At 60.0% G+C, this 24,360-nt stretch carries 23 protein-coding genes and 1 pseudogene; 14 read left to right on the top strand and 10 right to left on the bottom strand.

Annotated features, from left to right (window positions below; genetic code table 11):
• Nucleotides 1-61: 61 nt before the first annotated feature.
• Nucleotides 62-352: a hypothetical protein gene (locus tag CKW15_RS11920; RefSeq protein ID WP_095060640.1), complete on the top strand. Its 291-nt coding sequence runs from the start codon at nucleotides 62-64 to the stop codon at nucleotides 350-352.
• On the opposite strand, the gene CKW15_RS11915 is transcribed toward CKW15_RS11920, so the two are convergent.
• Nucleotides 349-822, bottom strand: a complete 474-nt coding sequence (locus tag CKW15_RS11915; RefSeq protein WP_095060642.1) for a Crp/Fnr family transcriptional regulator — start codon at nucleotides 820-822, stop codon at nucleotides 349-351. The two genes, CKW15_RS11920 and CKW15_RS11915, sit on opposite strands and share 4 nt — an antisense overlap.
• 129 nt (nucleotides 823-951) lie before the next feature.
• Entirely contained in the window at nucleotides 952-3,006 is a 2,055-nt protein-coding gene (locus CKW15_RS11910) for a S9 family peptidase (RefSeq protein WP_095060644.1), read from the bottom strand.
• A gap of 131 nt (nucleotides 3,007-3,137) precedes the next feature.
• Here CKW15_RS11910 and CKW15_RS11905 point away from each other — a divergent pair, with 131 nt between their 5' ends.
• Genes CKW15_RS11905 through CKW15_RS11895 form a run of 3 tightly spaced genes read left to right on the top strand, consistent with a single transcriptional unit; the run spans nucleotide 3,138 to nucleotide 5,000 of the window.
• Nucleotides 3,138-3,635, top strand: a complete 498-nt coding sequence (locus CKW15_RS11905) for an MFS transporter (protein ID WP_095060645.1) — start codon at nucleotides 3,138-3,140, stop codon at nucleotides 3,633-3,635.
• A 33-nt stretch (nucleotides 3,636-3,668) separates the two neighbouring features.
• Entirely contained in the window at nucleotides 3,669-4,445 is a 777-nt protein-coding gene (locus CKW15_RS11900) for a class II glutamine amidotransferase (protein ID WP_095060647.1), read from the top strand.
• A 12-nt stretch (nucleotides 4,446-4,457) separates the two neighbouring features.
• On the top strand, nucleotides 4,458-5,000 hold the full coding sequence (locus CKW15_RS11895) for a DUF2937 family protein (RefSeq protein ID WP_095060649.1): 543 nt from the start codon (nucleotides 4,458-4,460) through the stop codon (nucleotides 4,998-5,000).
• 68 nt (nucleotides 5,001-5,068) lie between these two features.
• On the opposite strand, the gene CKW15_RS11890 is transcribed toward CKW15_RS11895, so the two are convergent.
• Nucleotides 5,069-5,983, bottom strand: coding sequence for a LysR family transcriptional regulator (locus CKW15_RS11890; RefSeq protein WP_095060651.1), 915 nt, complete (start codon nucleotides 5,981-5,983; stop codon nucleotides 5,069-5,071).
• Nucleotides 5,984-6,129: 146 nt separating this feature from the next.
• Between CKW15_RS11890 and CKW15_RS11885 the strand changes: the two genes are divergently transcribed.
• The 4 genes from CKW15_RS11885 to CKW15_RS11870 all read left to right on the top strand — a co-directional run bounded on the left by CKW15_RS11885 (nucleotide 6,130) and on the right by CKW15_RS11870 (nucleotide 9,853).
• Nucleotides 6,130-7,416, top strand: a complete 1,287-nt coding sequence (locus tag CKW15_RS11885; RefSeq protein WP_095060653.1) for an MFS transporter — start codon at nucleotides 6,130-6,132, stop codon at nucleotides 7,414-7,416.
• 66 nt (nucleotides 7,417-7,482) lie between these two features.
• The gene (locus CKW15_RS11880) at nucleotides 7,483-8,235 is read left to right on the top strand and encodes a 5-oxoprolinase subunit PxpA (RefSeq protein ID WP_095060655.1); all 753 of its coding nucleotides are present in this window, start codon (nucleotides 7,483-7,485) and stop codon (nucleotides 8,233-8,235) included.
• Nucleotides 8,232-8,936 (top strand): allophanate hydrolase subunit 1, encoded by a 705-nt coding sequence (locus CKW15_RS11875; protein ID WP_095060656.1) that lies wholly within the window; start codon nucleotides 8,232-8,234, stop codon nucleotides 8,934-8,936. The genes CKW15_RS11880 and CKW15_RS11875 overlap by 4 nt, the downstream gene beginning before the upstream one ends.
• Complete coding sequence (locus CKW15_RS11870; RefSeq protein ID WP_095060657.1) at nucleotides 8,933-9,853, top strand: biotin-dependent carboxyltransferase family protein; 921 nt, start codon at nucleotides 8,933-8,935, stop codon at nucleotides 9,851-9,853. Before CKW15_RS11875 ends, CKW15_RS11870 begins: the two co-directional genes overlap by 4 nt.
• 100 nt (nucleotides 9,854-9,953) lie before the next feature.
• Here CKW15_RS11870 and CKW15_RS11865 read toward each other — a convergent pair whose 3' ends face one another.
• Nucleotides 9,954-11,132 carry a VWA domain-containing protein gene (locus tag CKW15_RS11865; protein WP_095060658.1) on the bottom strand — a complete coding sequence of 393 codons (1,179 nt, stop codon included), beginning with the start codon at nucleotides 11,130-11,132 and terminating at the stop codon, nucleotides 9,954-9,956.
• 11 nt (nucleotides 11,133-11,143) lie between these two features.
• Nucleotides 11,144-11,989 carry a MoxR family ATPase gene (locus CKW15_RS11860; protein WP_034150015.1) on the bottom strand — a complete coding sequence of 282 codons (846 nt, stop codon included), beginning with the start codon at nucleotides 11,987-11,989 and terminating at the stop codon, nucleotides 11,144-11,146.
• Between the two features lie 164 nt (nucleotides 11,990-12,153).
• On the opposite strand from CKW15_RS11860, the pseudogene CKW15_RS11855 reads away from it, so the two are divergent.
• Nucleotides 12,154-12,498, top strand: a pseudogene (locus tag CKW15_RS11855) (helix-turn-helix domain-containing protein); the annotation flags it as partial.
• On the opposite strand, the gene CKW15_RS11850 reads toward CKW15_RS11855, so the two are convergent.
• Nucleotides 12,495-13,571 (bottom strand): DUF748 domain-containing protein, encoded by a 1,077-nt coding sequence (locus CKW15_RS11850; RefSeq protein ID WP_095060659.1) that lies wholly within the window; start codon nucleotides 13,569-13,571, stop codon nucleotides 12,495-12,497. The pseudogene CKW15_RS11855 and the gene CKW15_RS11850 overlap by 4 nt on opposite strands.
• 137 nt (nucleotides 13,572-13,708) lie before the next feature.
• Here CKW15_RS11850 and cysK point away from each other — a divergent pair, with 137 nt between their 5' ends.
• Complete coding sequence (gene cysK / locus CKW15_RS11845) at nucleotides 13,709-14,683, top strand: cysteine synthase A (protein ID WP_095060660.1); 975 nt, start codon at nucleotides 13,709-13,711, stop codon at nucleotides 14,681-14,683.
• Nucleotides 14,684-14,975: 292 nt separating this feature from the next.
• Here cysK and CKW15_RS11840 read toward each other — a convergent pair whose 3' ends face one another.
• The 4 genes from CKW15_RS11840 to CKW15_RS11825 form a co-directional block, all read right to left on the bottom strand.
• Nucleotides 14,976-15,917 (bottom strand): LysR family transcriptional regulator, encoded by a 942-nt coding sequence (locus CKW15_RS11840; RefSeq protein WP_095060661.1) that lies wholly within the window; start codon nucleotides 15,915-15,917, stop codon nucleotides 14,976-14,978.
• Between the two features lie 69 nt (nucleotides 15,918-15,986).
• Nucleotides 15,987-17,516, bottom strand: a complete 1,530-nt coding sequence (locus tag CKW15_RS11835; RefSeq protein WP_095060662.1) for a tripartite tricarboxylate transporter permease — start codon at nucleotides 17,514-17,516, stop codon at nucleotides 15,987-15,989.
• Nucleotides 17,513-18,046, bottom strand: a complete 534-nt coding sequence (locus tag CKW15_RS11830) for a tripartite tricarboxylate transporter TctB family protein (RefSeq protein ID WP_095060663.1) — start codon at nucleotides 18,044-18,046, stop codon at nucleotides 17,513-17,515. Before CKW15_RS11830 ends, CKW15_RS11835 begins: the two co-directional genes overlap by 4 nt.
• Before the next feature lie 51 nt (nucleotides 18,047-18,097).
• Complete coding sequence (locus CKW15_RS11825) at nucleotides 18,098-19,111, bottom strand: tripartite tricarboxylate transporter substrate binding protein (protein ID WP_095060665.1); 1,014 nt, start codon at nucleotides 19,109-19,111, stop codon at nucleotides 18,098-18,100.
• Nucleotides 19,112-19,540: 429 nt separating this feature from the next.
• On the opposite strand from CKW15_RS11825, the gene CKW15_RS11820 reads away from it, so the two are divergent.
• The 4 genes from CKW15_RS11820 to CKW15_RS11805 all read left to right on the top strand — a co-directional run bounded on the left by CKW15_RS11820 (nucleotide 19,541) and on the right by CKW15_RS11805 (nucleotide 24,339).
• On the top strand, nucleotides 19,541-20,878 hold the full coding sequence (locus CKW15_RS11820; protein WP_095060666.1) for an MFS transporter: 1,338 nt from the start codon (nucleotides 19,541-19,543) through the stop codon (nucleotides 20,876-20,878).
• Nucleotides 20,871-21,842, top strand: coding sequence for an amidohydrolase (locus CKW15_RS11815; protein ID WP_371856294.1), 972 nt, complete (start codon nucleotides 20,871-20,873; stop codon nucleotides 21,840-21,842). The genes CKW15_RS11820 and CKW15_RS11815 overlap by 8 nt, the downstream gene beginning before the upstream one ends.
• Nucleotides 21,839-22,843, top strand: a complete 1,005-nt coding sequence (locus CKW15_RS11810; RefSeq protein ID WP_095060668.1) for a 4-hydroxythreonine-4-phosphate dehydrogenase PdxA — start codon at nucleotides 21,839-21,841, stop codon at nucleotides 22,841-22,843. The genes CKW15_RS11815 and CKW15_RS11810 overlap by 4 nt, the downstream gene beginning before the upstream one ends.
• A gap of 320 nt (nucleotides 22,844-23,163) precedes the next feature.
• On the top strand, nucleotides 23,164-24,339 hold the full coding sequence (locus CKW15_RS11805) for an L-rhamnonate dehydratase (RefSeq protein WP_095060670.1): 1,176 nt from the start codon (nucleotides 23,164-23,166) through the stop codon (nucleotides 24,337-24,339).
• The last annotated feature ends 21 nt before the right edge of the window (nucleotides 24,340-24,360 follow it).

Here is a 24,360-nt window from a genome sequence, read left to right as displayed (position 1 = left end):
GGGGCAAACAGACGCAGTTGGGAGTAGCCTGTTTATGACAACAAGGCTAACGGAGCCATTGATGAAGCGCACCATTCTAACGGTCATTGCCCTGGCCGCGCTCGCGATAACTGCAGCACAGGCCCAACCGTTGCAGGCCACGCCCATCAGTCCCGCTGCGATGCCCGGCTCACCGGGTACCGCGACGCCCACGCCCTATCCGCAAATCAGCCCGGCGCCATTGCCCAGGGTCGGCCCGGGTAGCAGCGGTCCGCCGTTGGTGCCCATCAACAAGCCGAGCCCGCCGACCAAGGACCAGCCACTGCCGGGGCTGGAGCCTAACCCACCGAAACCCAAGCCACCGGGCGGTTAGACCTGCTGGGAGAGCAGTTGCCCATCGGCCATGCGCAAGCGTTTGGACAGCGAAACGGCGAGGGCGCGGATGATCTTGGCAGCGATTTTCGGTGCGTCATTGAGCATTTTTTCCAGCGAGTCCTTACCCAGATTGAGCAGCTGACAATTGCTCGCCGCCACGCAACTGGCCGAGCGCCGTTCGCCGTCGAGGACGGCCATTTCGCCGAACGAGCGACCGCTGCGCAATGTAGCGATGGTTACTCGTTGCCCGTCAGCGGTGGTTTTCTGCACCGAGACCTGGCCGGTGTGGATGATGCACATGAAGCTGCCGGCATCGCCCTCCTGGAAAATCTGTTCGCCCTGGGCAATGGTGCTGATGCTGAAATAGCCCGATGCTGCGGCAAAGTCCGCTGGCAGCAGTTGATTGAACAGGCCGCAGTCCATCAGCCAGTCGCGAATTTCGTTGTTTAGAAAGGTTGGTTCTGACATGTCGTCATGGTCTTTTGTGTGTGTTGCCGACTCGAATTTGAAATCACCGTAAATCCCCTGTGGAAGCGAGCAGGTGTTGTATCGGCATTCGGTGTGCGGAATTAAGACCGGTTCATCGGCCCAAGTTCCTCAGGCAATACCCAAAACCTTGAACAAAAAGGCGTATTCGAGTGCTACGTCACGCAATCCCTGATAACGCCCGCTCATCCCGCCATGCCCGGCACCGAGTTCAGTCTTTAGCAGCAGGGGATTGTTGTCGGTTTTGCTCGCGCGCAACTTCGCCACCCATTTGGCCGCTTCCCAGTATTGAACGCGGCTATCGTTGTAGCCGGCAATGACCAGCGTCGCCGGATAGGCTTGTGCGGTGACGTTTTCGTACGGGGCATAGGCCTTGATCCGATCATAGACGTCCGGCTCTTCAGGATTACCCCACTCGTCGTATTCCGTCACGGTCAACGGCAGGTCCGGGTCGAGCATGGTATTGAGCACGTCGACGAACGGTACTTCGGCAATGGCCGCACCAAACAGCTCCGGCCGTTGGTTGAGTACCGCGCCGATCAGCAGTCCACCAGCGCTGCCGCCGCTGATCGCCAGTTGTGGCGCGGTGGTGAAGCCATTGGCGATCAGGTGTTCGGCACAGGCAATGAAGTCGCTGAACGTGTTGTGCTTGTGCTCCTGCTTGCCGGCGCGATACCAGGCTTCCCCCAGTTCGCCACCGCCGCGCACGTGCGCAATGGCAAACGCCATGCCGCGATCCAACAGGCTCAGGCGTGCGTGGGAGAACCAAGGGTCGAGGCTCTCGCCGTAGGCGCCGTAACCATACAAATACAGTGGAACCGGTTTGCCGAGGTTTTCGCGCTTGATCACCAGGCTGATCGGCACTTGGGTACCGTCCGGCGCGGTCGCCCACAGGCGCTGGCTGACATAGGCATCGGCATCGAACGGGCCAAGCACCGGGGTTTGCTTGAGGACTTTCTGCTCGCCGGTCGCCAGTTCAAGCTGGCGGATTTGCGCCGGACGGTTCAACGCTTCGTAGCGCAGGCGAATCCGGTCGCTGACGAACTCCAGGCTGTTTTGCACGTGCAGGCTGTAGGCCGCGTCCGGCAATTGCACGCGATAGGGCGACAAACCTTGTGGGTGAACTTCAATCACCGGCAGGCCGCCGATCCGCAGGCTCAGGGTCATGGCGCCGGTGTTCAGGCTGATACCGTCGATCATCACGCTGTCGCTGTGGGCAATCAGGCTTTGCCAGTCGGCCTCGAACGGCGCACTGCCGGTATCGACAGCCGTGTACAGGGCAAAGTTGATGCCGTCGCGGTTGGTGCGAATGAACCAGGTCCATTGACCATCGAGCATACCGTGGTCGACGTCATATTCATGATCCTCGACCCGTGGTGCGATGCAGGTAAAGGCTTGCTGTGGCTGGTTGGCGTCGAGGACCCAGGCTTCACTGGTGGTCTTGCTGCCCACGGACAGCAGCAATTGCTGTTCGGAGCTTGAGCGGTAGCAATGCATGAAGAAGCGCCCGTCCGGCTCATGGAACACTTCTTCGGCCGCCGTGCCGTCCAGACGGTAGCGGTACAGCTTGTGCGGGCGGTGAGTGTCGTCCAGTTCACCGAAAAACAGCGTCAGGCTGTCGTTGGCCCAGGTCATGCTGCCGTCGCAATCCTGGAACTCCAGTTCGCTGACACGCCCGTCGGACAGTTCCTTCACGAACAGCGTGTAAATCTCATCACCCGTGGCGTCGATGCTGTAGGCCAGACGCTGATGGTCCGGGCTGATGCTGAACGCGCCAAGGGAAAAGAAGCCGCCGTTGGCCAGCACGTTCGGGTCCAGCAGCAGTTGTTCCTGGTTTTCGTCGAGGGTCAGGCTGTCATCGGCCGGACGCGGGCAGCGGTAGTGTCGGGCATATTCGTCGCCTGCCGTGGTGCGCGTGTAATACAGATACGGTCCCCACGGCGAAGGCAGGGACAGGTCCGTCTCGAGAATCCGGCCTTTGATTTCCTCGAACAGCGTTTCGCGCAACCCGGCCTGATCGGCGGTTTGTGCTTCCTGATAGCTGTTTTCAGCCTTGAGGTAATCGAGCACGGCCGCGGTGTCGCGTTCTTGCAGCCAGGCATACGGGTCGGGACCTTCAGCCCTGTGGGCGATCGGGGCGTCGTGAATGTTGGCGGATAGAGGCATGAAGGACTCTCGAACAGTACGGAATAGGGGGCTTGGCAACCTGTGGGAGCGGGCCGGCTTAACTGTCAGGCATTGATGCAGCCTGATGGGCGAAAAGCCGTTATCATAAGCGCCTCTTTGCCTGCCTTGCCATGGACACCATGACCGAGAACGACTATCTGATCGCTTGGGGCCTCTACGCCTTTGCCGCTTTGGGCTGCCTGTTGGTGTGGATGCGCATTACCCACTGGATGTGGCGTTGGCTGCGCGAGCCGCTGCGGCTGCTGGTGGTGGTGCTGCTGTTCAGCCCGACCATCATTGACCCGGTGAAGGATAAAGTTGCACCGGCCATCGCCATTACCGCCCTGGACCTGTTGTTCAAGGTCGGCAACAACGCCTGGCGGGCGATTTCCGATCTGTTCATGTACGGCATGATCGCCTTTGGTCTCTATCTGGTGATGGTGGCGATCCGCTTCCCTATCGAACGTGCCTCCAGCGCTCGCAAGGAGCAGGCTGCCGCCGCCAAAGCGGCTGCCCGTGCCGACGAGTCGGGGGAGGATCATCCTTTCGGCGGTGCTGGCGATGATCGCTACGGTCGTCCGCCTGTGCCGAGCAATCCCCAGCGGATGCGCGTCGAACCCCGTCTGTAACCCCGGCCCTGTCATTGAGCGAGAATCCCGAGCATGTGTGAGTTATTGGGCATGAGCGCCAATGTCCCGACCGATATTGTCTTCAGCTTCACCGGGCTGATGCAGCGCGGCGGGCGCACTGGCCCGCATCGTGATGGCTGGGGTATCGCTTTCTATGAAGGTCGCGGGCTGCGCCTGTTCCAGGACCCGGCCGCGAGCAGCGAGTCGGAAGTCGCCAACCTGGTGCAGCGTTATCCGATCAAGAGTGAAGTGGTCATCGGGCACATCCGCCAGGCCAACGTCGGCAAGGTTTGCCTGTCCAACACCCATCCGTTTGTCCGTGAACTGTGGGGACGCAATTGGTGTTTCGCGCATAACGGCCAATTGGCAGACTTTCAGCCAACGGCCAGTTTCTACCGCCCCGTCGGTGATACCGACAGCGAGGCGGCGTTCTGTGATTTGCTCAACCGCGTGCGGGCGGCGTTCCCTGAACCGGTTGAGGTCGAAGCGCTGCTGCCGGACCTGGTGGCCGCTTGCGCCGAATACCGCAGCAAAGGCGTGTTCAACTGCCTGCTCAGTGATGGCGACTGGCTGTTCTGCTACTGCTCTACCAAGCTGGCACAGATCACCCGGCGTGCTCCATTCGGTCCGGCGCGCTTGAAAGATGTCGACGTGATCGTCGATTTTCAGGCCGAAACCACACCCAATGACGTGGTCACCGTGATCGCCACCGAGCCGTTGACCGAAAACGAAACCTGGACCCGTTACGAACCGGGTCAATGGAGCCTGTGGCGACGCGGCGAATGCGTCAGCCAGGGCCAGACCCTTTAAGGATTGTTCCCCATGTTGCTCAGTTATCTACGACTGGTGTTGTTTGCGGCGGGCCTGTTGATCGGTGTCCAGGTGCCGGGGTTCATCAACGATTATGCCAAGCGGGTCGAGGCGCATCTGATTGAGGCGCAAACCAGCCTGAGTGGGTTTCAGGGCACCGCCAATCAGTTTTTCAAGGGCGATATGCAGGCCTTGGTTGCCCATTATCGCGCCAGTGAAGACCCGATCTTTCGCAGCGATGCCGACAGCCTGAGCAACCTGTTGACCCGCCAGGTGGCGCTGGACAAGCAGTTTCAGGCGATGCAAGGCCCGTGGTACATCCGCTTCCTGCAAGTGGTGCTGGCCGCCGATCCGGACATTCGCAAGGAAACCTGGAATGGCTACAGCTATCAGATCCTGCTGACGCCTGAGGCGATGATCTGGGGCATGAGCGGCGCGTTGCTGCTGTCGTTCGGGATTGAATGCCTGTTCCGTCTGATCGACTGGGTGGTGCTGGGCGGCAAACGCCTGCGCCAGAGCCGGCCGATTGAAGAACGGGATTTGCGCGGTTTGTAAGAAAAGATCGCAGCCTTCGGCAGCGCGCTCATCTGTAGGAGCTGCCGAAGGCTGCGATCTTTTGATCTTCAGCGATTTAAAACGATGTAGCCCTCACCCACCTTCCGCGCATACCCCTCCAGCACCTGCTGACACAACGCCACAATCTCTTCGACCCACTCCACGCCCACCCGCCACGACACCACAACCTGCAAGTTCGGCGGACGTTGTTCGATGTCGAGCAAGGTCAATTCGCCGCGCGCCAGTTCTTCGGCCACCAGCACCGGTGGCAACGCGCCGATGCCAAAGCCGTCGCGTAACAAGCGGGTAATCGCCGACACCGAATTCACGCAGTTCAATCGAGGCGCCATCACGCCATTGGCTTGCATCAGGCTGAGCACTTCCTGATGCGGATGGGAGTTTTTCGAATAGGTGATGATCCGTTCGTTCGCCAGATCGGCGATGCCTGAATACTCACGGTTGTAGATGGAATTGCTGGCAACGATCCAGCCCATCGGGTGGCTCGCCAGTTCCAGGCTGCGCACGCTCTCATGACGCAGCAGGTCGGTTTGCAGGATCACATCGAGAAAGCCTTTTTGCAGCTGATCGCAGAGGTTGAGCGAGGTATCGGCCACCAGCTCGATTTCCACCCGCGGGTAGTGATCAGTCATCTGCGCCACCAAGGGGCTGAGCCAGGTGTGGATCACGGTGTCCATCACACCGATGCGCACACGTCCGGCCTTGCTCGAACGGGTTTCGATCGATTGTTTGAGCGCCTGCATGGTGTCCATCATCTGCTCGGCATAGTCGAGCACTTTCAAGCCTTCGGGCGTCAGGCTGACGCCGCGCGAATCACGCAGAAACAGCTTCACCCCCAGCTCGCTTTCCAGCACGGCAATACGGCTGGAAATCGACGCCTGGGTGGTGAAGAGCTTGTCGGCCGTGAGGCGAAAGCTCTTGAGTCGGGCGACCCAGACGAAGGTCTCGAGAAACTTCAGGTTCATGGGATAAAGATTTCTTATGGCTAAGGCGGGTTTTTATTAGTTGGACGCAGCAGGGGTGTGCGACCAAAAATCGGCGCATCCGGTTCCCACGATAGGCGTCGTCGGGGCTCAGAACAATACCAATAAAATCAGCGCGGAGATTTGCCATGAGTGCGCCCGACAGCACCGCCATCCCGAAAGCAACGGCCCGGCCGGGACCTTTCGACTGGTATCGAAACATCAATCAGCAAGAACGTCGCACCTTCTGGAGCTGCAAGATCGGCTATGGCCTGGATGGCATGGACACTCAAATGCTCAGCTTCGTGGTGCCGACCCTGATTGCGATGTGGGGCATCACCACCGGGCAGGCCGGGCTGATTCATACCAGCACCCTGATCGCCTCGGCCATCGGTGGCTGGGTAGCGGGGATTCTCTCCGACCGCATCGGTCGTGTTCGCACCTTGCAACTGACGGTGTTGTGGTTTGCCTTCTTCACCTTCCTCTGCGGCTTCGCGCAAAACTACGAGCAACTGCTGATTGCGCGCACGTTGATGGGCTTTGGTTTCGGTGGCGAGTGGACGGCCGGTGCAGTGCTGATCGGCGAAGTCATTCGTGCCAAGGACCGCGGCAAGGCTGTGGGCATGGTGCAATCCGGGTGGGCGCTGGGCTGGGGCCTGACGGCAATTCTGTATGCGCTGCTGTTCTCGGTATTGCCGCCGGAAGACGCCTGGCGTGCACTGTTCCTCCTTGGCATCGTGCCGGCGATTTTCGTGATTTTCGTTCGCCGGTTGGTGAAAGACCCGGAAATCTACCGTGAGGCCAAGGCTAAACAGGAGCCGAGCAATCCGTCGAAGTTCTACGAGATCTTCGCCCCCGACATGCTGTTCACCACCATTCGCGCTTCGCTGCTGACTACCGGTGCATTGGGCGGCTACTACGCCATCACGTCCTGGCTGCCGACTTTTCTGAAGAACGAACGCGGGTTGAGCGTACTCGGCACCGGCGGTTATCTGGCGATGGTGATCATCGGTTCCTACGTCGGCTATGTCATCAGCGCTTATTTGACTGACATCCTCGGACGAAAAAAGAACTTCATCCTGTTCGCGGTCGGTTCCTTCACCATCGTCCTGCTGTACACGCAACTGTCGGTCAGCAACGGCGTGATGCTGTGGCTGGGCTTCCCGTTGGGCTTCTTCGCCTCGGGGATTTTCAGCGGCATGGGCGCGTTCCTGACCGAGTTGTTCCCTACCCGGATTCGCGGTTCGGGCCAGGGTTTTTGCTACAACATCGGCCGTGCGCTGGCGGCGTTGTTTCCGCTGCTGATCGGTCTGCTCAGCCAGACCGTTCCGTTGAGTGTAGGCATCGGTGCCTTTGCGGCGGTGTCCTACGGCGTGGTGATCCTCGCGGCCCTGAGCCTGCCGGAAACCCGTGGCAAACAACTGGATGCGCAGTAACTGATAACCTGCGGGATCAGAAATGTCCCGCAGCTAAAAAGAATAAAGCCTACAGGAGTGTTCATCGTGAGCCGCCTGCTACTGAACTGCGACATCGGCGAGAGCTTCGGCAGCTGGACCATGGGTCTGGACGCCGAGGTCATGCCCTTCATCGATTGCGCCAACATCGCTTGCGGTTTCCATGCCGGCGACCCGAGCATCATGCGCAAGACCGTCAGCCTGGCTCTCAGCCATGGCGTGCAGATCGGCGCGCATCCGGCCTATCAGGATCTGGTCGGTTTCGGCCGTCGCTCCATGGCCTATGCCACCCAGGAACTTCAAGACATTCTGCACTACCAGATCGGCGCACTCGATGGCATCTGCCGCGCTCAGGGTGGGCGGGTGAGCTACGTCAAACCTCATGGCGCGATGTACAACGACATGATGGCCAACCCGGCCCAATTGCGTGCGGTGCTGCAAGCCGTGGCGTCCTACGACCGCAGCCTGCCGCTGATGTTGATGGCGACCAAAGACAACAGCGCCGCCCAGCAGTTGGGCGACGAGTACGGCGTGACCCTGTGGTTCGAAGCCTTTGCCGACCGCGCCTACGACAGCGCCGGCAGGCTGGTTTCGCGACAAACGCCGGGCGCCGTGCATCACGATCCGGAGCACATCATCGAACAGGCGCTGACGATTGCCCGCGGCGACCCGCTCACCGCGATTGACGGCAGCGCGTTGCATTTGCAGGCCAACACCCTCTGCGTACACGGCGACAACGCCCACTCGGTCGCCGCCGTGCAACACATCCGTGAAGCCCTGAACCGGCAGACCGCATCATGAAACTGCGGGTAGAAGTGGTCGCCCTCGATTGCCTGATGGTGCGTCTGTTCGACGAGATCGCCGAAGCCAACATGCCGTGGATGCTCGCCGCGAGTGAAAGCCTGCGCGCGGCGTTCGCTGAGCATTTGATCGACCTGGTGCCGTCCTACACAACGTTGATGGTGCATTACGACCTGACCGCGTTGAGCCCGAACCAGGCACGGGAGTTGATTGCCGAAGCGTTGATCGACCTCACGCCCAATGCGCGCACTCGTGGCACCTGCCATGTATTGCCGGTGTGGTACGACTTGAGCGTCGGCCCGGAATTGAGCCTGCTGTCGCAAAGCAGCGGGCTGCCGATAGAGGAGGTGATCCGCCGCCACAGCGCGCATGAATATCAAGTGTTCGCGCTGGGGTTTGCCCCGGGATTTGCTTTCATGGGCCTGGTGGAAGAAGTGCTCGCCGCGCCGCGCCTGAACACACCCCGCAAGAAAGTCGCGGCGGGCAGTGTCGGTATCGCCGAACGGCAGACGGCCGCCTATCCGGTGGTATCGCCGGGTGGCTGGAACCTGATCGGTCGTACACCAGCCAAATTGTTTGATCGAAATCGTGACGGCTACAGCCTGATGCAACCGGGCGATACCGTGCGGTTCGAAGCGATCGGCCATGCCGAGTTCATCAACCTGGGCGGTGATGACACACCGCAGGAGGCCTTGGCATGAGCGGTTTGACGATTGAGACGAGCACGCCGTTGTGCCTGTTGCAGGATGCCGGTCGATTCGGTGTGCGGCATTTGGGCGTGACCCAGGGCGGTGCGGCCGATTGGCGTTCGATGTCCTGGGCCAACTGGCTGTTGGGTAACGGGCTGGACGCGGCGGTGATCGAGATCACCCTCGGCGGATTCACTGTAGTGGCCGAAGACGATTGCGTGCTGGCGCTGGCCGGTGCGGATTTGGGGGCGCGGGTGGATGGCGAGGTTTTGGCGCCTTGGCGCAGTTTCCGGCTGCTCAAGGGTCAGCGCTTGCAATTCACCCAGCCGTTGCTCGGCGCTCGCGCCTATCTGGCGGCGCCGGGTGGGTTTGACGCGCCAAAGGTGTTGGGCAGCAGCGCGACGGTGGTCCGTGAAGAACTCGGTGGACTGGATGGCATGGGCCGTGCGCTGAGCAACGGCGCGAGTTTGCGCTATTCGGGCAATTCGCTGATGTTGCTGCGTGAGCTCACGGCGGACCAGCAACCCGATCTGACCCTGAATGCACCTCTGGATCTGGTCCTTGGCGCACAGATCGGCGAGTTCAGCGGGCAAAGCCTGTTCGATGCTTTCAACACTAATTGGACCCTCGACAGCCGAGCCGACCGGATGGGCATTCGCCTGTTGGGCACGGCGTTGCAGTACCAGGGCAAACCGATGATTTCCGAAGGCATTCCATTGGGCGCGGTCCAGGTGCCACCGGACGGGCAGCCGATTGTGCTGCTCAATGATCGGCAGACCATTGGCGGTTATCCGCGATTGGGGGCGTTGACGCCGTTGGCGCTGGCGCGGCTGGCGCAGTGTCTGCCGGGGGCGCAGGTGCGGTTGCGGCCGGTGGTGCAGGAAGTGGCGCATCGCGAACAGGTCGAATATCTGCACCGGTTCAGCTGACCCCCTGTAGGAGCCGGCTTGCCGGCGAAAGCAATCTTGATCCTTGTCGCGACAGATCGGACGCCTTCGCTGGCAAGCCAGCTCCTACAGGACAGAGGTGTTACTTGGACAAAAACCGCATCCCTTCCTCCAACCCCCGAAGGGTCAGCGGATACATCTGGTCGTCGATCAAATCCCGCACGATGTTGGTCGACGAGGTATAGCTCCACGTTTCCTTCGGATACGGGTTGATCCAGATGAGCTTCTTGTACTTCTCCTTGAAGCGCTGCATCCACACGTAACCGGCTTCTTCGTTCCAGTGCTCGACGCTGCCGCCGGGCTGGGTGATTTCATACGGCGCCATCGCGGCGTCGCCGATGAAGATCACTTTGTAGTCGGCGCCGTACTTGTGCAGCAGGTCCATGGTCGACGTGCGCTCGGAAGTGCGGCGCATGTTGTTCTTCCACACCGATTCATAAATGAAGTTGTGGAAGTAGAAGTACTCCAGATGCTTGAACTCGGTCTTGCAGGCCGAGAACAGTTCCTCGCAGATCTTCACGTGCGCGTCCATCGAGCCGCCGATGTCGAACAGCAGCAACAACTTGACCGTGTTGCGTCGCTCCGGACGCATCTGGATGTTCAGCAGGCCGGCATCCTTGGCGGTGTGGTCGATGGTGCCATCGATATCGAGTTCTTCCGCCGCACCCTGACGGGCGAACTTGCGCAAACGGCGCAGCGCGACCTTGATGTTGCGCGTGCCCAGTTCCACCGAATCGTCGAGGTTCTTGTACTCGCGCTGGTCCCAGACCTTGACCGCTTTGCCCTGGCGCTTGCCGGCGTCGCCGACCCGAATGCCTTCCGGGTTGAAACCGCCAGAACCAAACGGGCTGGTGCCACCGGTGCCGATCCACTTGTTGCCGCCGGCATGGCGTTCTTTCTGTTCTTCCAGGCGTTTCTTGAACTCTTCGATCAGCTTGTCGAGCCCGCCAAGGGACTGGATCGCCGCCCGTTCTTCGTCGGTCAGCGAACGCTCGAATTCCTTGCGCAGCCAGTCTTCGGGAATCAGCGCTTGCAAGTGGTCGTCGAGTTTTTCCAGACCATTGAAGTAAGCACCGAAGGCGCGGTCAAACTTGTCGAAATGCTTTTCGTCCTTCACCAGGATCGCCCGGGCCAAGTAGTAAAACTCGTCCATGTCGGCGAACGTCACGCGCTGTTTCAACGCGTTGATCAGGTCCAGCAGTTCACGCACCGAGACCGGCACCTTGGCTGCGCGCATTTCATTGAACAGGTTGAGCAACATGGCGTTGGCCCTTATCGACTGCCGCGACGGCTCATGAACGCCAGACGCTCAAGCAATTGCACGTCCTGTTCGTTCTTCACCAAAGCGCCGGCCAGCGGCGGGATGGCCTTGGTCGGATCACGTTCGCGCAGTACGGCTTCGCCGATGTTGTCGGCCATCAGCAGCTTCAGCCAGTCCACCAGTTCGGAGGTCGACGGCTTCTTCTTCAGGCCCGGCACCTTGCGCACGTCGAAGAACACGTCCAGCGCTTCGCTGACCAGGTCTTTCTTGATGTCCGGGTAGTGGACGTCGACGATTTTTTGCAGGGTGGTGCGGTCAGGGAAGGCGATGTAGTGGAAGAAGCAGCGGCGCAGGAAGGCGTCCGGCAGCTCTTTCTCGTTGTTGGAGGTAATGATGATGATCGGGCGTTTCTTGGCCTTGATGGTCTCGTCGATCTCGTAAACGTAGAACTCCATCTTGTCGAGTTCTTGCAGCAGGTCGTTAGGGAACTCGATGTCGGCCTTGTCGATTTCGTCGATCAGCAGGATCACACGCTCTTCGGACTCGAAAGCCTCCCACAGCTTGCCCTTTTTCAGGTAGTTGCGAACGTCGTGGACTTTTTCCGTGCCCAGTTGCGAGTCGCGCAAGCGGCTGACCGCGTCGTACTCGTACAGGCCTTGATGGGCCTTGGTGGTCGACTTGATGTGCCAGGTGATCAGCTTGGCGCCAAAGGATTCGGCCAGTTGCTCGGCGAGCATGGTCTTGCCGGTGCCCGGTTCGCCCTTGACCAGCAATGGCCGCTCCAGGGTGATGGCGGCGTTGACCGCCAGCTTCAGGTCATCGGTGGCGACGTAGGCCTGGGTGCCTTCGAACTTCATCTGCTAATCCTCGAACGGTAACGCCGACCTGAGCGAGGCAGGGCGGGGCGCAATAAAAATGGTCAGCCCCGACTATAACGCGGCGCCCCGTCGACTGTGAACGCAGACGGCTTATTCAGTCTCTGAATGGGGCGTCACATCTTGACTCAGTCTCGGCGTGTAGCCAGGCCGCCACCCTCGGTGATGACGGTTGGTGTGTCGAATGGCTCGAGCCGGATATCCAGATTGGCGCCGACACCTTGTATCTGGATGCCCTGGCGCAAAACGCAGCGGATGAAAATACCCGTATCTTTATCGACTGGCGTGCACGCACCGGGTTACCGCTCAATCAGGCCGCCGAGGCTCTGGGGGTCAGCACCCGCAGTATCAGTCGCTACAGCAGTGGTCGCGAAACGGTGCCGCGTTCTTTGGCCCTGGCCTGTCTGGGTTGGGATTTTCTGCAACAGCAATCGAACCCGTCCAGGGCGGCGGAGGAAACAGGTCGATACACCGTCACGCGTAAACGTTAACCGGATTCCGGCTTTGGCCGTTCGTACCGTGCGTTGAAGGCCTGGACGAAACCATTGCGCAAAATCTGTAAAAACGCCTGGAATCCGCTGATATCCCGTTGATGCACATTGCCTTTGAGTTCGACGCGCGTTGCGAACTGGTTTTTGCCCTGATTTTTCAACACGTTCTCAGTGCCGCCGACCAAGGCTTCCCATATGGAGCGAAACAGGCCCTTGTCCTTGTTTTCCACATCCTGCTGCCAATTGAACACGTCAACATCGCGTAGCAACGGCTTTATATAGCCGGTGAGGCGCCCCTTCTCGGCCTTGGCTTCTATCACCACATCGCCATGACCGGCGTTGAAGTCGAACTTGCCGTACGCCGCTGCGAAGTCGTTCAAGCGTTTGAGCTGGATGTCCGTGGCTCTCATCCGGAATTCGAAATCCTGGAAGTCGCTCAGGGGATCAAACGTTGCCGTGGTTTCCAGAGGGGCGTGGCCCAGCAGCAGTGCTTTGCCTTCGAAGCGCGCGTCGCGTTTGCCTTTTTTGTCCACCACGTTGGTCAGGTTGAAGATGCTGGCGTTTACCTTTGTGGCATTCATGTTGACCGGCGGTTTGGAATTGAAATTACGAAAGGTGATTCGGCCATCGTAAATCCGCACTTCGTCCAGGGTAATGGGCAGTAATTTACCCAATTGAGCCCGCCAGTCAGTGCCTTCACCGGTCTGTGAGTTTTTCTTGTTGGCCCCGCCATCGACGAAGTTTATTTCGGGGTCAAAAAAATGCACTTGAGCGACGACCGCGCGGTCGTACCACAAGGAGTGCCAACTGACAGAGAGGTCGATCAACGGCGCATTGACGAAGGGCACCGGCACCTTGCCATTGACCTTGACGATTCTCAGGCCATTGATTTTGTAAGCGCCGCGCCACAGGGCCAGGTCCACATCGATCACCTGGCCACGGTAGTCGCCCATGTCAGCCAGCCGCTCATTGAGATAATCACGCACCAGATAAGGCAGGGTGAAGTGCAAGGTAACCAACAGCACGACGAGGGCGGCGAAGGTCCACAGGGGCCAGCTGTATCGACGTTTCATGATGGCAAATCTCTGGCGATGTAATGCGGTTGACTGCGCGGGTAAGCGGACGTTCGACCTGACTGGACGCCTACGTGCAAGAGGCTTACCTTGATGCCCTGTTTTTAATGTTGAAGTCATGAGTCAAGGACACAGCCATGAGCCGAATTTTTGCTGACAACGCCCATTCCATCGGCAATACACCGCTGGTGCAGATCAACCGAATCGCCCCGCGTGGCGTCACTATCCTGGCCAAAATCGAAGGTCGTAACCCGGGTTACTCGGTCAAGTGCCGGATCGGCGCGAACATGATCTGGGACGCCGAAAGCAGCGGTAAACTCAAGCCGGGCATGACCATCGTCGAACCGACCTCCGGCAACACCGGCATCGGCCTGGCCTTCGTGGCCGCTGCCCGTGGCTACAAATTGATGCTGACCATGCCCGCGTCCATGAGTATCGAACGGCGCAAAGTGCTCAAGGCCCTGGGCGCCGAACTTGTGCTGACTGAGCCCGCCAAGGGTATGAAAGGCGCCATCGAGAAAGCGGGCGAAATCGTTGCCGGCGATCCGTCCAGATATTTCATGCCTGCGCAGTTCGACAACCCGGCCAACCCGGCCATCCACGAAAAGACCACCGGCCCGGAAATCTGGAACGATACCGATGGCGCTGTCGACGTGCTGGTAGCCGGCGTCGGAACGGGCGGAACGATCACGGGTGTTTCGCGGTATATCAAGAATACCCAGGGCAAACCGATTATTTCGGTGGCGGTAGAACCGGTGGTCTCCCCGGTGATTACCCAAGCGCTGGCGGGAGAGGAAATCAAACCGAGCCCGCACAAGATCCAGGGCATCGGTGCCGGATTTGTGCCGAAGAACCTGGACCTGTCGATGGTCGACCGTGTCGAGTTGGTCAGCGACGATGAGTCCAAGGCGATGGCCCTGAGGTTGATGCAGGAAGAAGGGATTTTGTGCGGCATCTCCTGCGGTGCAGCGATGGCGGTAGCGGTGCGGTTGGCCGAAACCCCGGAAATGCAGGGCAAGACCATCGTGGTCATCCTGCCGGATTCGGGCGAGCGTTATCTGTCGAGCATGCTCTTCAGCGATCTGTTCACCGAGCAGGAGAACCAGCAGTAACAGTCGGGTGCAGGACAATGAAGGGGCGGGGCAACCGCCTCTTCATCAAGGAGATTCAAGGTCAGCGAGCGTTCAGGTGCTTCATGTTAGCAACGGCTTTGTTGCGTAACTGTTAAGACTGAATGTCGGGTCAGGCGGGTTATTCCCGTGGTTGGCGATGTCGGGTAGTTGTAGGTGGACCTATCCTTTGTCGCAAAGGCGTCCCGGTGTTGGCGGTCGTGGTGCTGACGTTGTTGGGGTATTGGCTGTTTGGGTGATTCTGATGAAGAAACAGCGCTCTGGGAGCGATTTTTTATTTAACCTGAGTATGCTCAGCCCGCACCGAATTCATGAACGCCTGCATCGCCGAAGACTGAATACGATGTCGGCGGGTGATTAACCCATAAGGCGGAAGTCGCGCTTCGAATTTGATCGGCAACACCGCCAGCAGATCCCGGCCGGGATAGTCCTCGACCACTGACACCGGCGTTACACCGAGCATGTCGGTTTGTTGAATCAAAGACAGCAAGGTCATGATCGATGTGGTTTCAACGATGCTGCTCGGGATGTCGACGCGGGCGTTGTGAAACACCTGATTGATGATTGCGCGCATCGGACTTGGGTGTTGTTGCAGCACCCAGGTCATGTTCTGCAATTCGGCCCAGCTCAGTTGCGTGGCTTTGGCCAGTGGATGTTGCGCACCGGCAATCACGCACAGGGCTTCTTCGCCGAGGCTGTCAAAGAGCAATTCTTCGGCGCGGGCACCTGCGGGAATTCGTCCCAACACGATGTCCAGTTGATCCTGCAACAGCGCCTGTACCAGCACGTCGCTGGTATCGACCTGGATGCTCATGGACAAGCGCGGGTGGCTTTTTTTCAAGGTGGCGATGGTGCGGGTCAACAACCCTGAGGCGAGTGCCGGAATGGCGCCGACCGCGACCCGGCCCAGGTTGCCGGATTCGAGGGCGACCAGTTCTTCACGCATGCCGCTCAATTCAGCGAAGACCATGCGCGCGTAATAGATGACGGTTTCCCCGAACGGGGTAGAGCGCATGCCCCGGGGCAGGCGTTCGAAGAGTTCGACGCCGAGCAAGTCCTCGGCTTCGTGAAGCATCTTGGTCGCCGCTGGTTGGGTCATGCCGATGTGGTCGGCAGCGCGGCGCAATGAACCGAATTCCTGCAACGCCAGCATCAGCCGCAATTGGCGCAAACGCAGACGACTATGGATGACATTGGCAACTGGAATTCGGGTCATGGGCCGCGCTCGCAAGAAAGTCTGCGGCAAGCCTGACAACAAATGTCAGGCGTTGCCAGCATTGCTGTGTCACAGCACCGATTTTGGCTTGGCGACGTGAGGTTTGCGCAGGCCGATCAAGAGGCCCAAGGCCTTGGAAATCAACGGCCAGAACAGCATCAGCAGGGCTGCCGTGGTCAGGCTGCCCACCAGTGGGTTGGACCAGAAAATCCCCAGTTGCCCGTCAGAGAACAGCATCGACTGACGGAAGGCGTCTTCCGCTTTGTCTCCCAACACAGCCGCCAGCACCAGCGGCGCAATCGGATAGCCGAGTTTCTTGAACAGGTAACCCAGCGCACCGAAGCCCAGCATCAGGACCACATCGAAGAACGAGTTGTGCACCGAGTACGCGCCGATGGCGCAGACCATGATGATGATCGGCGCGATGATCGAGAACGGAATGCGCAGGATCGAAGCGAATAGCGGCACGGTGGCCAACACCACGATCAGGCTCACCACGTTACCCAGGTACATGCTGGCGATCAGGCCCCAGACAAAGTCGTGTTGCTCGACGAACAGCGTCGGCCCGGGATGCAGCCCCCAGATCATCAAGCCGCCGAGCATGACCGCGGCAGTGGCCGAACCCGGAATGCCGAGGGTCAGCATTGGCAACAGTGCGCTGGTGCCAGCGGCGTGGTCGGCGGTTTCCGGGGCGATCACGCCTTCGATTTCACCTTTGCCGAAATTGTCACGGTTCTTCGAGAAGCGCCGCGCGAGGCTGTAGCTCATGAAGGACGCAGCGGTTGGGCCGCCAGGTGTGATGCCCATCCAGCAACCGACCAGCGTACTGCGCACGATTGTCCACCAGTAGCGCGGCAGCTTTGCCCAGGTGCGCAAAATCACCATCGGCGTGATGCGCGCGTGCTCCCCACGGAACACCAGACCTTCTTCGACCGTGCAGAGGATTTCGCCGATGCCGAACAGGCCGATCACCGCCACCTCGAAACTGATACCGGTCATCAGGATCGGTTGGTCGAAAGTCAGGCGCAGGTTGCCGGAAACGGTGTCCATGCCGACCGCCGCCATGGCGAAACCGATCATCATCGCCACCACGGTTTTCAGCGGCGGGTTCTTGCTCATGCCGATGAAGGTGCAGAACGCCAAGAGGTACACCGCAAAGAACTCCGGTGAACTGAACGACATGGCGAACGCCGCGATCTTGGTCGACAGGAATGTCAGCAGCAGCACCCCGCACAACGCGCCGATCAGGGCCGAACTGAACGCGGCGGTCAACGCCTCGGCAGCGCGGCCTTCGCGGGCCATGGGGTAGCCGTCGAACGTGGTGGCCACCGATGAGGGCTCGCCGGGTATGTTGAACAGGATCGAGGTGATCGAACCGCCGAACAGCGCGCCCCAATACATGCACGACAGCAGAATGATCGCCGACACCGGCGACATGGTGAACGTCAGCGGCAGCAGCAACGCCACGCCATTGGGGGCGCCAAGGCCGGGCAGGACGCCGACCAGAATGCCCAGCAGCACGCCGATCACCATCAAGCCGATGTGGCCTGGGGTGAGGATCAGGTTCATGCCTTGCAGCAGGGAATCGAACTCGCTCATTTGAAATTTCTCCCGACCAGGGCAATCAAGTCGCCCATTGGGCCGGCATCCAGCGGCACCTTGAACCACAACGCGAAAATCAGGTAGCTGGCGAGCACCGCGCCGAGCGATACGCATCCGATCATCAACTTGCCGTACGGCTTGACGCGAACCTTGTCACGCCACATGAACCAGGCGATGAAACACGCCGAGGCCACGTAGATGCCGGTGAACGGCATGGCGCCGACGAACAGTGCAATTGGAATGAACACCGACAACACTTGCCTGAACGCGTCGCGACTGACAAAAGCCACGCTCATGGCCTGCCAGCGCACCAGCGTCAGAACGGCGTTACCCACGCTCGCGGCGCTCAGCAGCAGGCCGATATAAAAGGGGAAGTAACCCGGCTCGGGGCCGGCATCACCCCAGCCGATGCCTTGTTCGACACTGCCGAACATCACCACGGCGCCGATCAGGGTGGTGAACAGCGTCAGGCCGAGTTCGACCCAACGGGTGCCGACCAGCGCCGGTGAATCCGAAGAATGGGACATGAAACACCTCCAGCAGGAGACGCTCGCCCGCAGGCGAGCGGCCGCGACAACTTAGTTTTTCAGCCAGCCGGCTTCTTTGAACACCGGGGTGACGCGGGCGGTGTCTTTTTCGATGTAGGCGGTCAGTGGCTCGCCCTCAAGGAAGGTCGGCACCAGCGCGTTCTGTTTTACGTAGGCCTTGAACTCCGGCGTTTCGGTAACTTTGCGCATCAGCTCGACATAGAACGCCCGTTGTTCGGCGCTGATATCGCCGGGCATGAACACGGTGCGCGGGAAGCGATACTGATCGATCCCAAGGCCCTGTTCATGGCAGGTCGGCACGTCGGCCCAGGCTTTGTCGCCGGCGACTTTTTCGGTGTAGCTCATGCGTTCTTTACTAAACACGCAGAGCGGCTCGACCTGATCACCACGCCACTGGCTGATGCTTTCGCTGGGGTTGTTGACGTTGGCGGCGATGTGTTTGCCGGCCAGTTGGGTCGCGGCCTCGCTGCCGCTCTTGAACGGGATGTACACCAGTTTGCTGTTGTTGGTCTGGTTGAGCAGCAGGGTCAGGGTCTGGTCGACGTCCTTGGACTGGCTGCCACCCATGCGCAGGTTCGATGGGTCAGCCTTGACCGCTTCGTAGAAGCTTTTCGCGTCTTTCCACGGCGCGCCTTTGTAGCTCCAGAGGATGAAGTCATCTTCGGCCACGGCGGCAATCGGCGTCAGCTCCTGCCATTGGTAGCCGAGCTTGGAGACCAGCGGCAACAGGTAGATGTTGTTGGTGCCGATCACCAGTTTCTCGGCATCGCCCTTGTTCATTTTCATGTCGAGGAAGGCTTCGGCACCGTTGCCGCCACCCTTGTTGAGGACGATGGTATTGACGTCGAGCAGCTTGTGCGTGGTGATGATCGACTGGATCAGGCGACCGAGTTGGTCAGTACCGCCTCCGGGGCCACCGGCGACAACGATTTCGACATTTTTGTCCGGTTGCCAGGCGTGAGCCAGCGCGGGAAGGGCGCCGGCGGCGACCAGTGTACAACCGAGAAACAGACGGGATGTGCGACGGACGAATGCATTTCGCATGATGGAAGGGCCTCGTTTTTGTAGTTGTTATGAGTAGTGACTTGTCTGCGCTCGAAAGCTGCAAGCCTGGCCTGAGTGTGTGAAGGTCCAGGCGTGGCGTCTAGTCAAAACAATACATACACCGATAGCCTGGGGTTATAGCAATGGGAGCGAGCCTGCTCCTACAAGGATCTGAGTTGAAAGGTCATTGAAAGCACGACATGACATAACCCGTGGCTATCACCTGATTTCAAGTTTTGATTAGACGGTTATCAGTGAGCCTTCGATAGTGTTCAACAACGTCACAACGCCAATCCCGTAGGAGCCGGCTTGCTGGCGATCATGGCGCATCAACATTGATTGCGACTGACACACCGCTTTCGCCAGCAAGCCGGCTCCTACAGATCGACGTTTGCATCTCCACAAAAATAATAAAACGAGGTACGCACCATGGCTCGATCCAGTGCTTCCCTGAGCCTGCCCGACGCAGGTGTCCAGAAGCAGGCCGCTGCGCCCGCGCAAGCCAGTGCCAAAGCCAGCGGTGTGCGCTGGAAAATCTTCGCGATCATCTTCGCGCTGACCATGGTCAACCTGATCGACCGGGTGTCGCTGTCTATCGCGATGCCGACCATCGCCCATGAGTTCTCCCTGTCACCAAGCCTGCAAGGGCTCATCCTCAGCAGCTTCTTCTGGGCCTATGCGTTGTTGCAGATTCCCGGCGGCTGGTTGATCGATCGCTTCGGCCCGCATCGGGTCATCAGCTGGTCGACGGGATTGTGGGGAACCTTCCAGGTGCTGGCGGCGTTTGCTACCGGCGGCTTGTCGCTGTTATTTGCACGGGTGGCACTGGGTGCGGCGGAAGCGCCGTTGTTCCCGTCGGGTGGCAAGCTGATTTCCTTGTGGCTGGCCCCGAGCGAACGCAGTCGTGGCGCGGTGTTGATGGACAGTGGCAGCCCATTGGGGGTGGCGCTGGGCGGCTTGATCATTGCGTACCTGATCGCGTCGCTGGACTCCTGGCGCCTGGCCTTTGTGATCGCCGGCATTGCCACGTTGGTGCTGGCGTGGGTGGCCCGGCGTTATCTGCGGGATGACCCGGCCAGCCATCCGCAGGTCAACGACGCGGAGCTGGAAAAAATCAACGCCGGTCGTGCAACCCCTGCCGCCGAAGCAGCGCGGGTTCCGGTCAAAGGACTGGGCATCGCCGCCCGTTCCCTGAGCGGTTTGCTGATCGGACGGGCCAGTTGGGCGATGGTGTATTTCGGTCTGCTGACCTGGGGGCCGAGTTATCTGTCTCAGGCTCGCGGCTTTGATATCAAGGGCATTGGTGCCGCGACGTTTGTGATTTTCATCTGCGGTGCGCTGGGTTCGTTGACCGGTGGTTTCCTGTGCGACGGTTTGATCCGCAAAGGTGTCAGCCGCGGTGTCGCGGTCAAGAGCCTGCTGGCGTTTTCCGGGCTGGTCGCACTGGGTGCGTTCCTGATGCTGCCAACACTGACCAATCCCTACGCGGCGGTGGCGTTGTTGGCCATGACTGCGTTTTTCCTGATGTGGGGCAGCCTCTACTGGAGCTTCCCGGCGCTGCTGGCAGCCCCGGCGCGGGTCGGCCTGATCGGCGGTGTGATGAACATGGCCGGCAGCACCGGCGGTATTGCGGTGCCGATTCTGGTGGGGGTGATTCTGCAAGCGGCCGGTGGTTTTGCCCCGGTGCTCGGGTTCTTCGCGGCGTGTTCGGCAGTGTTTGTGCTGGCGACGTTGTTCATCAGCCTCGACGAGGTGCGTCATGACTGAGCCCTTACTGAAAAAAGCCTGGAACGGCCCGATCATCGATGCCCATCATCATTTCTGGGATCCGACCGTCAACGACCATCCGTGGCTCGCGCCCGAGGCCAGCATCCCGTTTCGCTACGGCGATTACACCGCGATCAAACGCCGATATTTCCCTGAGGATTATTTCGCCGATGCAGGTCCGCACAACGTCGTGCAAACGGTGTACGTCGAGACCGAATGGAACCCTGAGGATCCGATTGGCGAAACCCGTTTCATCGAGCAACTCGCCGCCCGCTACGGCGTGCCGAATGCTGTCGTCGCGCAAGCCTGGCTCGATCACCCGGACGCCATCGACGTGCTCACCGAGCAGGCGCGCTTCAAGCATGTGCGCAGCGTGCGCCACAAACCGGGCGGGCCGATCACGGCGTCGCAGGTGGGACACATGCGCAGCCTGATGAGCGACGAGCACTGGCGTCGCAGCTACGCCGCGCTGGAAGGCCTGGGCCTGCATTTCGATTTGCAGACGCCTTGGTGGAACCTGCACGAAGCCGAACGCCTGGCTCGGGATTTCCCTGGCATCACGCTGATTCTCAACCATGCCGGGTTGCCCAATGACCGCAGCGCCGAAGGCCTCGCCGGTTGGCGCCTGGCGATGGCGCGGCTGGCGCAATGGCCGAACGTCGTGGTGAAGATTTCCGGACTGGGCCAGGGCGGCCAACGCTGGCGCGCCAAGGACAACACGTGGATCGTGCGCGAAGTCATCGCCATGTTCGGCAGCCACCGGGCGATGTTCGCCAGCAACTTTCCCGTCGACAGCCTGTGCGGCTCGTTCGATGACATCTACAGCGGTTTCAAATCCATCGTCGCCGATCTGCCCTGGGCTGATCAGGAGCGACTGTTCTACAGCAACGCGCAGCGTGTGTATCGCTGCGAGCCTTGCGCCATTGACCGGGCGCAGCCTGAACCCTTGAGGAGTGAAGCATGAAAAAATCCACCATCGCGATGGTCCTGGGAGACCCCGCGGGCATCGGTCCGGAATTGATCGCACGCCTGCTCGGCGAGTCCGACGTGCGCAGCAAGGCCAACGTGATCCTGATCGCCGACGAAGCGGAAATGCTCCGCGGCATGCGCATCGCCGGGATGGAATTTCCGTATCGACGCGTGGATTCGCTGGAGCAACTTTCCTTTATTGATGACACGCCCCTGTTCTACGACTTTCGCGGCGATGCCGTTGGTGAGTTCCCGCGCAGTGAAGCCAGCGTCGTCGGCGGTCGCTACAGTCTCGATACCCTGGAAGTTGCCCTGCGCCTGACCGAGGCCGGCACGACTGACGCGGTGCTGTTCGGGCCGTTGAACAAGACTTCGCTGCACATGGCCGGCATGGCCCACAGCGATGAGTTGCACTGGTTCGCCGAGCTGCTGGATTTCCACGGGCCGTTCTGCGAATTCAACGTGCTCGACAATCTGTGGACTTCACGGGTGACGTCCCATGTGGCCTTGAAGGATGTGCCGGGGCTGCTCAGCGAAAAGCGGGTGGTCGAAGCGATCCAGTTGATCGACACAGCACTCAAGCGCAACGGCCTGGAAAAACCGCGCATCGGCGTGTGTGGGTTGAATCCGCATAACGGCGACAACGGCTCGTTCGGCCGCGAAGAACTGGACATTATCGGCCCGGCCGTGCGCTCGGCTCAGGCGCTGGGGATTGCGGCGGAAGGACCGTATCCGGGTGACACGATTTTCCTCAAGGTCCAGGGCGATGCCAGTGCTTTCGACGCGGTCGTCACGATGTACCACGACCAGGGCCAGATTGCGATCAAGTTGATGGGGTTCTCTCGCGGCGTGACGGTGCAGGGCGGTCTGCCGATCCCGATCACCACTCCGGCTCACGGCACGGCGTTTGATATCGCGGGGCAGGGCACGGCGAATGTGGGCGCGATTCGCCAGGCGTTCGAGATTGCTTGCCGGATGGGTGGCAACCGCTACTGACTTTCAGACCCACGCAACCCCTTGCAGGAGCTGGCTTGCCAGCGATGACGGCCTGACAGACACCCTTGAAGTGACTGTCGGGCCGCTATCGCTGGCAAGCCAGCTCCTACAGTTTTAGGTATTGCCCCGATAACTCGATCTACGGGGTAACTGCTTTTTCCTATCACCCCAGGTTATCGCCGGATACGCATAAGTGATTATCCGCAGCCCCCGGGCGCTGGCTAAAGTCGGTCCATCGAATGCGAAAGCCCAACTATCCAGAGGCTCTGCGCACACGACCCACAATGACAAGAAGGCCGGTAGCCCAAGGAACTGTATTCATGAAAATCAAAGCGATCCGTACCCGCGTTTTCGAGTGGAAAGGCAAAGTCGTTCCTCCTCAAGCGCACTTCTGCACCAACGCCAGCGACATCCTGTTCGAGCGCGGCGATGCCATGGGCTCGTTCCGTTTCCACGGCTGGCTGGTGGTGGAAGTCGAGACCGACACCGGTCTTGTCGGCATCGGTAACTGCGCCCTGGCACCACGCGTGGCCAAGGAAATCATCGACACCTATCTGGCGCCGATCGCGATTGGCGAAGACCCGTTCGACAACGAATACATCTGGCAGAAAATGTACCGCCAGAGCCACGCCTGGGGCCGCAAAGGCATCGGCATGGCCGCGATCTCGGCCATCGACATTGCCATCTGGGACATCATGGGCAAGGCGGTGAACAAACCGGTGTTCAAGTTGCTGGGCGGGCGCACCAAGGAAAAGATCTGGACCTACGCGTCCAAGCTCTACGCCAACGACAACCTCGACCTGTTCCTCGAAGAAGCCCAGGGCTACCTGAACCAGGGTTTCACCGCGCTGAAAATGCGCTTCGGCTACGGCCCGAAAGACGGCCCTGCGGGCATGCGCCGCAACATCGAACAGGTGCGCGCCCTGCGTCAGCTGGCCGGCCCCGATGTCGACATCATGCTCGAATGCTACATGGGCTGGACCCTGGAATACGCGCGCCGCATGTTGCCGAAACTGGCCGAATTCGAACCGCGCTGGCTCGAAGAACCGGTGATCGCCGACGACATCGAAGGCTACATCGAGCTGAAAAAAATGGGGATCATGCCGATCTCCGGCGGCGAACACGAGTTCACCTCCTACGGCTTCAAGGACCTGCTGGAACGCCGCGCCGTCGACGTGATCCAGTACGACACCAACCGCGTAGGCGGCATCACCGCTGCGCGCAAGATCAACGCCATGGCCGAGGCCTGGTCGGTGCCGGTCATCCCCCACGCCGGGCAGATGCACAATTACCACCTGACCATGTCCACCACCGCCTCGCCGATGGCCGAGTTCTTCCCGGTGTTCGACGTCGAGGTCGGCAACGAGCTCTTCTACTACGTGTTCAAGGGCGAGCCGCAACCGGTCAACGGCTACATCCAGCTCGATGACAACAAACCGGGCCTGGGCCTGGAAATCTCCGATGAGTACCTGAGCGATTTCAACATCATCGAATGACCTTCAGGCGCCGCTTTCGGG

Origin of the sequence: Pseudomonas sp. Irchel s3b5 (genome assembly GCF_900187435.1) — a bacterium.
Taxonomy (GTDB): Bacteria; Pseudomonadota; Gammaproteobacteria; order Pseudomonadales; family Pseudomonadaceae; genus Aquipseudomonas.
This window is presented reverse-complemented; position numbering and strand designations above follow the sequence as displayed.

Excerpts from the sequence above, each read along its gene's own strand:
- CKW15_RS11920 (WP_095060640.1), top strand. The coding sequence starts at position 62 with ATGAAGCGCACCATTCTAACGGTCATTGCCCTGGCCGCGCTCGCGATA.
- CKW15_RS11915 (WP_095060642.1), bottom strand. The coding sequence starts at position 822 with ATGTCAGAACCAACCTTTCTAAACAACGAAATTCGCGACTGGCTGATG.
- CKW15_RS11910 (WP_095060644.1), bottom strand. The coding sequence starts at position 3,006 with ATGCCTCTATCCGCCAACATTCACGACGCCCCGATCGCCCACAGGGCT.
- CKW15_RS11905 (WP_095060645.1), top strand. The coding sequence starts at position 3,138 with ATGGACACCATGACCGAGAACGACTATCTGATCGCTTGGGGCCTCTAC.
- CKW15_RS11900 (WP_095060647.1), top strand. The coding sequence starts at position 3,669 with ATGTGTGAGTTATTGGGCATGAGCGCCAATGTCCCGACCGATATTGTC.
- CKW15_RS11895 (WP_095060649.1), top strand. The coding sequence starts at position 4,458 with ATGTTGCTCAGTTATCTACGACTGGTGTTGTTTGCGGCGGGCCTGTTG.
- CKW15_RS11890 (WP_095060651.1), bottom strand. The coding sequence starts at position 5,983 with ATGAACCTGAAGTTTCTCGAGACCTTCGTCTGGGTCGCCCGACTCAAG.
- CKW15_RS11885 (WP_095060653.1), top strand. The coding sequence starts at position 6,130 with ATGAGTGCGCCCGACAGCACCGCCATCCCGAAAGCAACGGCCCGGCCG.
- CKW15_RS11875 (WP_095060656.1), top strand. The coding sequence starts at position 8,232 with ATGAAACTGCGGGTAGAAGTGGTCGCCCTCGATTGCCTGATGGTGCGT.
- CKW15_RS11870 (WP_095060657.1), top strand. The coding sequence starts at position 8,933 with ATGAGCGGTTTGACGATTGAGACGAGCACGCCGTTGTGCCTGTTGCAG.
- CKW15_RS11865 (WP_095060658.1), bottom strand. The coding sequence starts at position 11,132 with ATGTTGCTCAACCTGTTCAATGAAATGCGCGCAGCCAAGGTGCCGGTC.
- CKW15_RS11860 (WP_034150015.1), bottom strand. The coding sequence starts at position 11,989 with ATGAAGTTCGAAGGCACCCAGGCCTACGTCGCCACCGATGACCTGAAG.
- CKW15_RS11850 (WP_095060659.1), bottom strand. The coding sequence starts at position 13,571 with ATGAAACGTCGATACAGCTGGCCCCTGTGGACCTTCGCCGCCCTCGTC.
- cysK (WP_095060660.1), top strand. The coding sequence starts at position 13,709 with ATGAGCCGAATTTTTGCTGACAACGCCCATTCCATCGGCAATACACCG.
- CKW15_RS11840 (WP_095060661.1), bottom strand. The coding sequence starts at position 15,917 with ATGACCCGAATTCCAGTTGCCAATGTCATCCATAGTCGTCTGCGTTTG.
- CKW15_RS11835 (WP_095060662.1), bottom strand. The coding sequence starts at position 17,516 with ATGAGCGAGTTCGATTCCCTGCTGCAAGGCATGAACCTGATCCTCACC.
- CKW15_RS11830 (WP_095060663.1), bottom strand. The coding sequence starts at position 18,046 with ATGTCCCATTCTTCGGATTCACCGGCGCTGGTCGGCACCCGTTGGGTC.
- CKW15_RS11825 (WP_095060665.1), bottom strand. The coding sequence starts at position 19,111 with ATGCGAAATGCATTCGTCCGTCGCACATCCCGTCTGTTTCTCGGTTGT.
- CKW15_RS11820 (WP_095060666.1), top strand. The coding sequence starts at position 19,541 with ATGGCTCGATCCAGTGCTTCCCTGAGCCTGCCCGACGCAGGTGTCCAG.
- CKW15_RS11815 (WP_371856294.1), top strand. The coding sequence starts at position 20,871 with ATGACTGAGCCCTTACTGAAAAAAGCCTGGAACGGCCCGATCATCGAT.
- CKW15_RS11810 (WP_095060668.1), top strand. The coding sequence starts at position 21,839 with ATGAAAAAATCCACCATCGCGATGGTCCTGGGAGACCCCGCGGGCATC.
- CKW15_RS11805 (WP_095060670.1), top strand. The coding sequence starts at position 23,164 with ATGAAAATCAAAGCGATCCGTACCCGCGTTTTCGAGTGGAAAGGCAAA.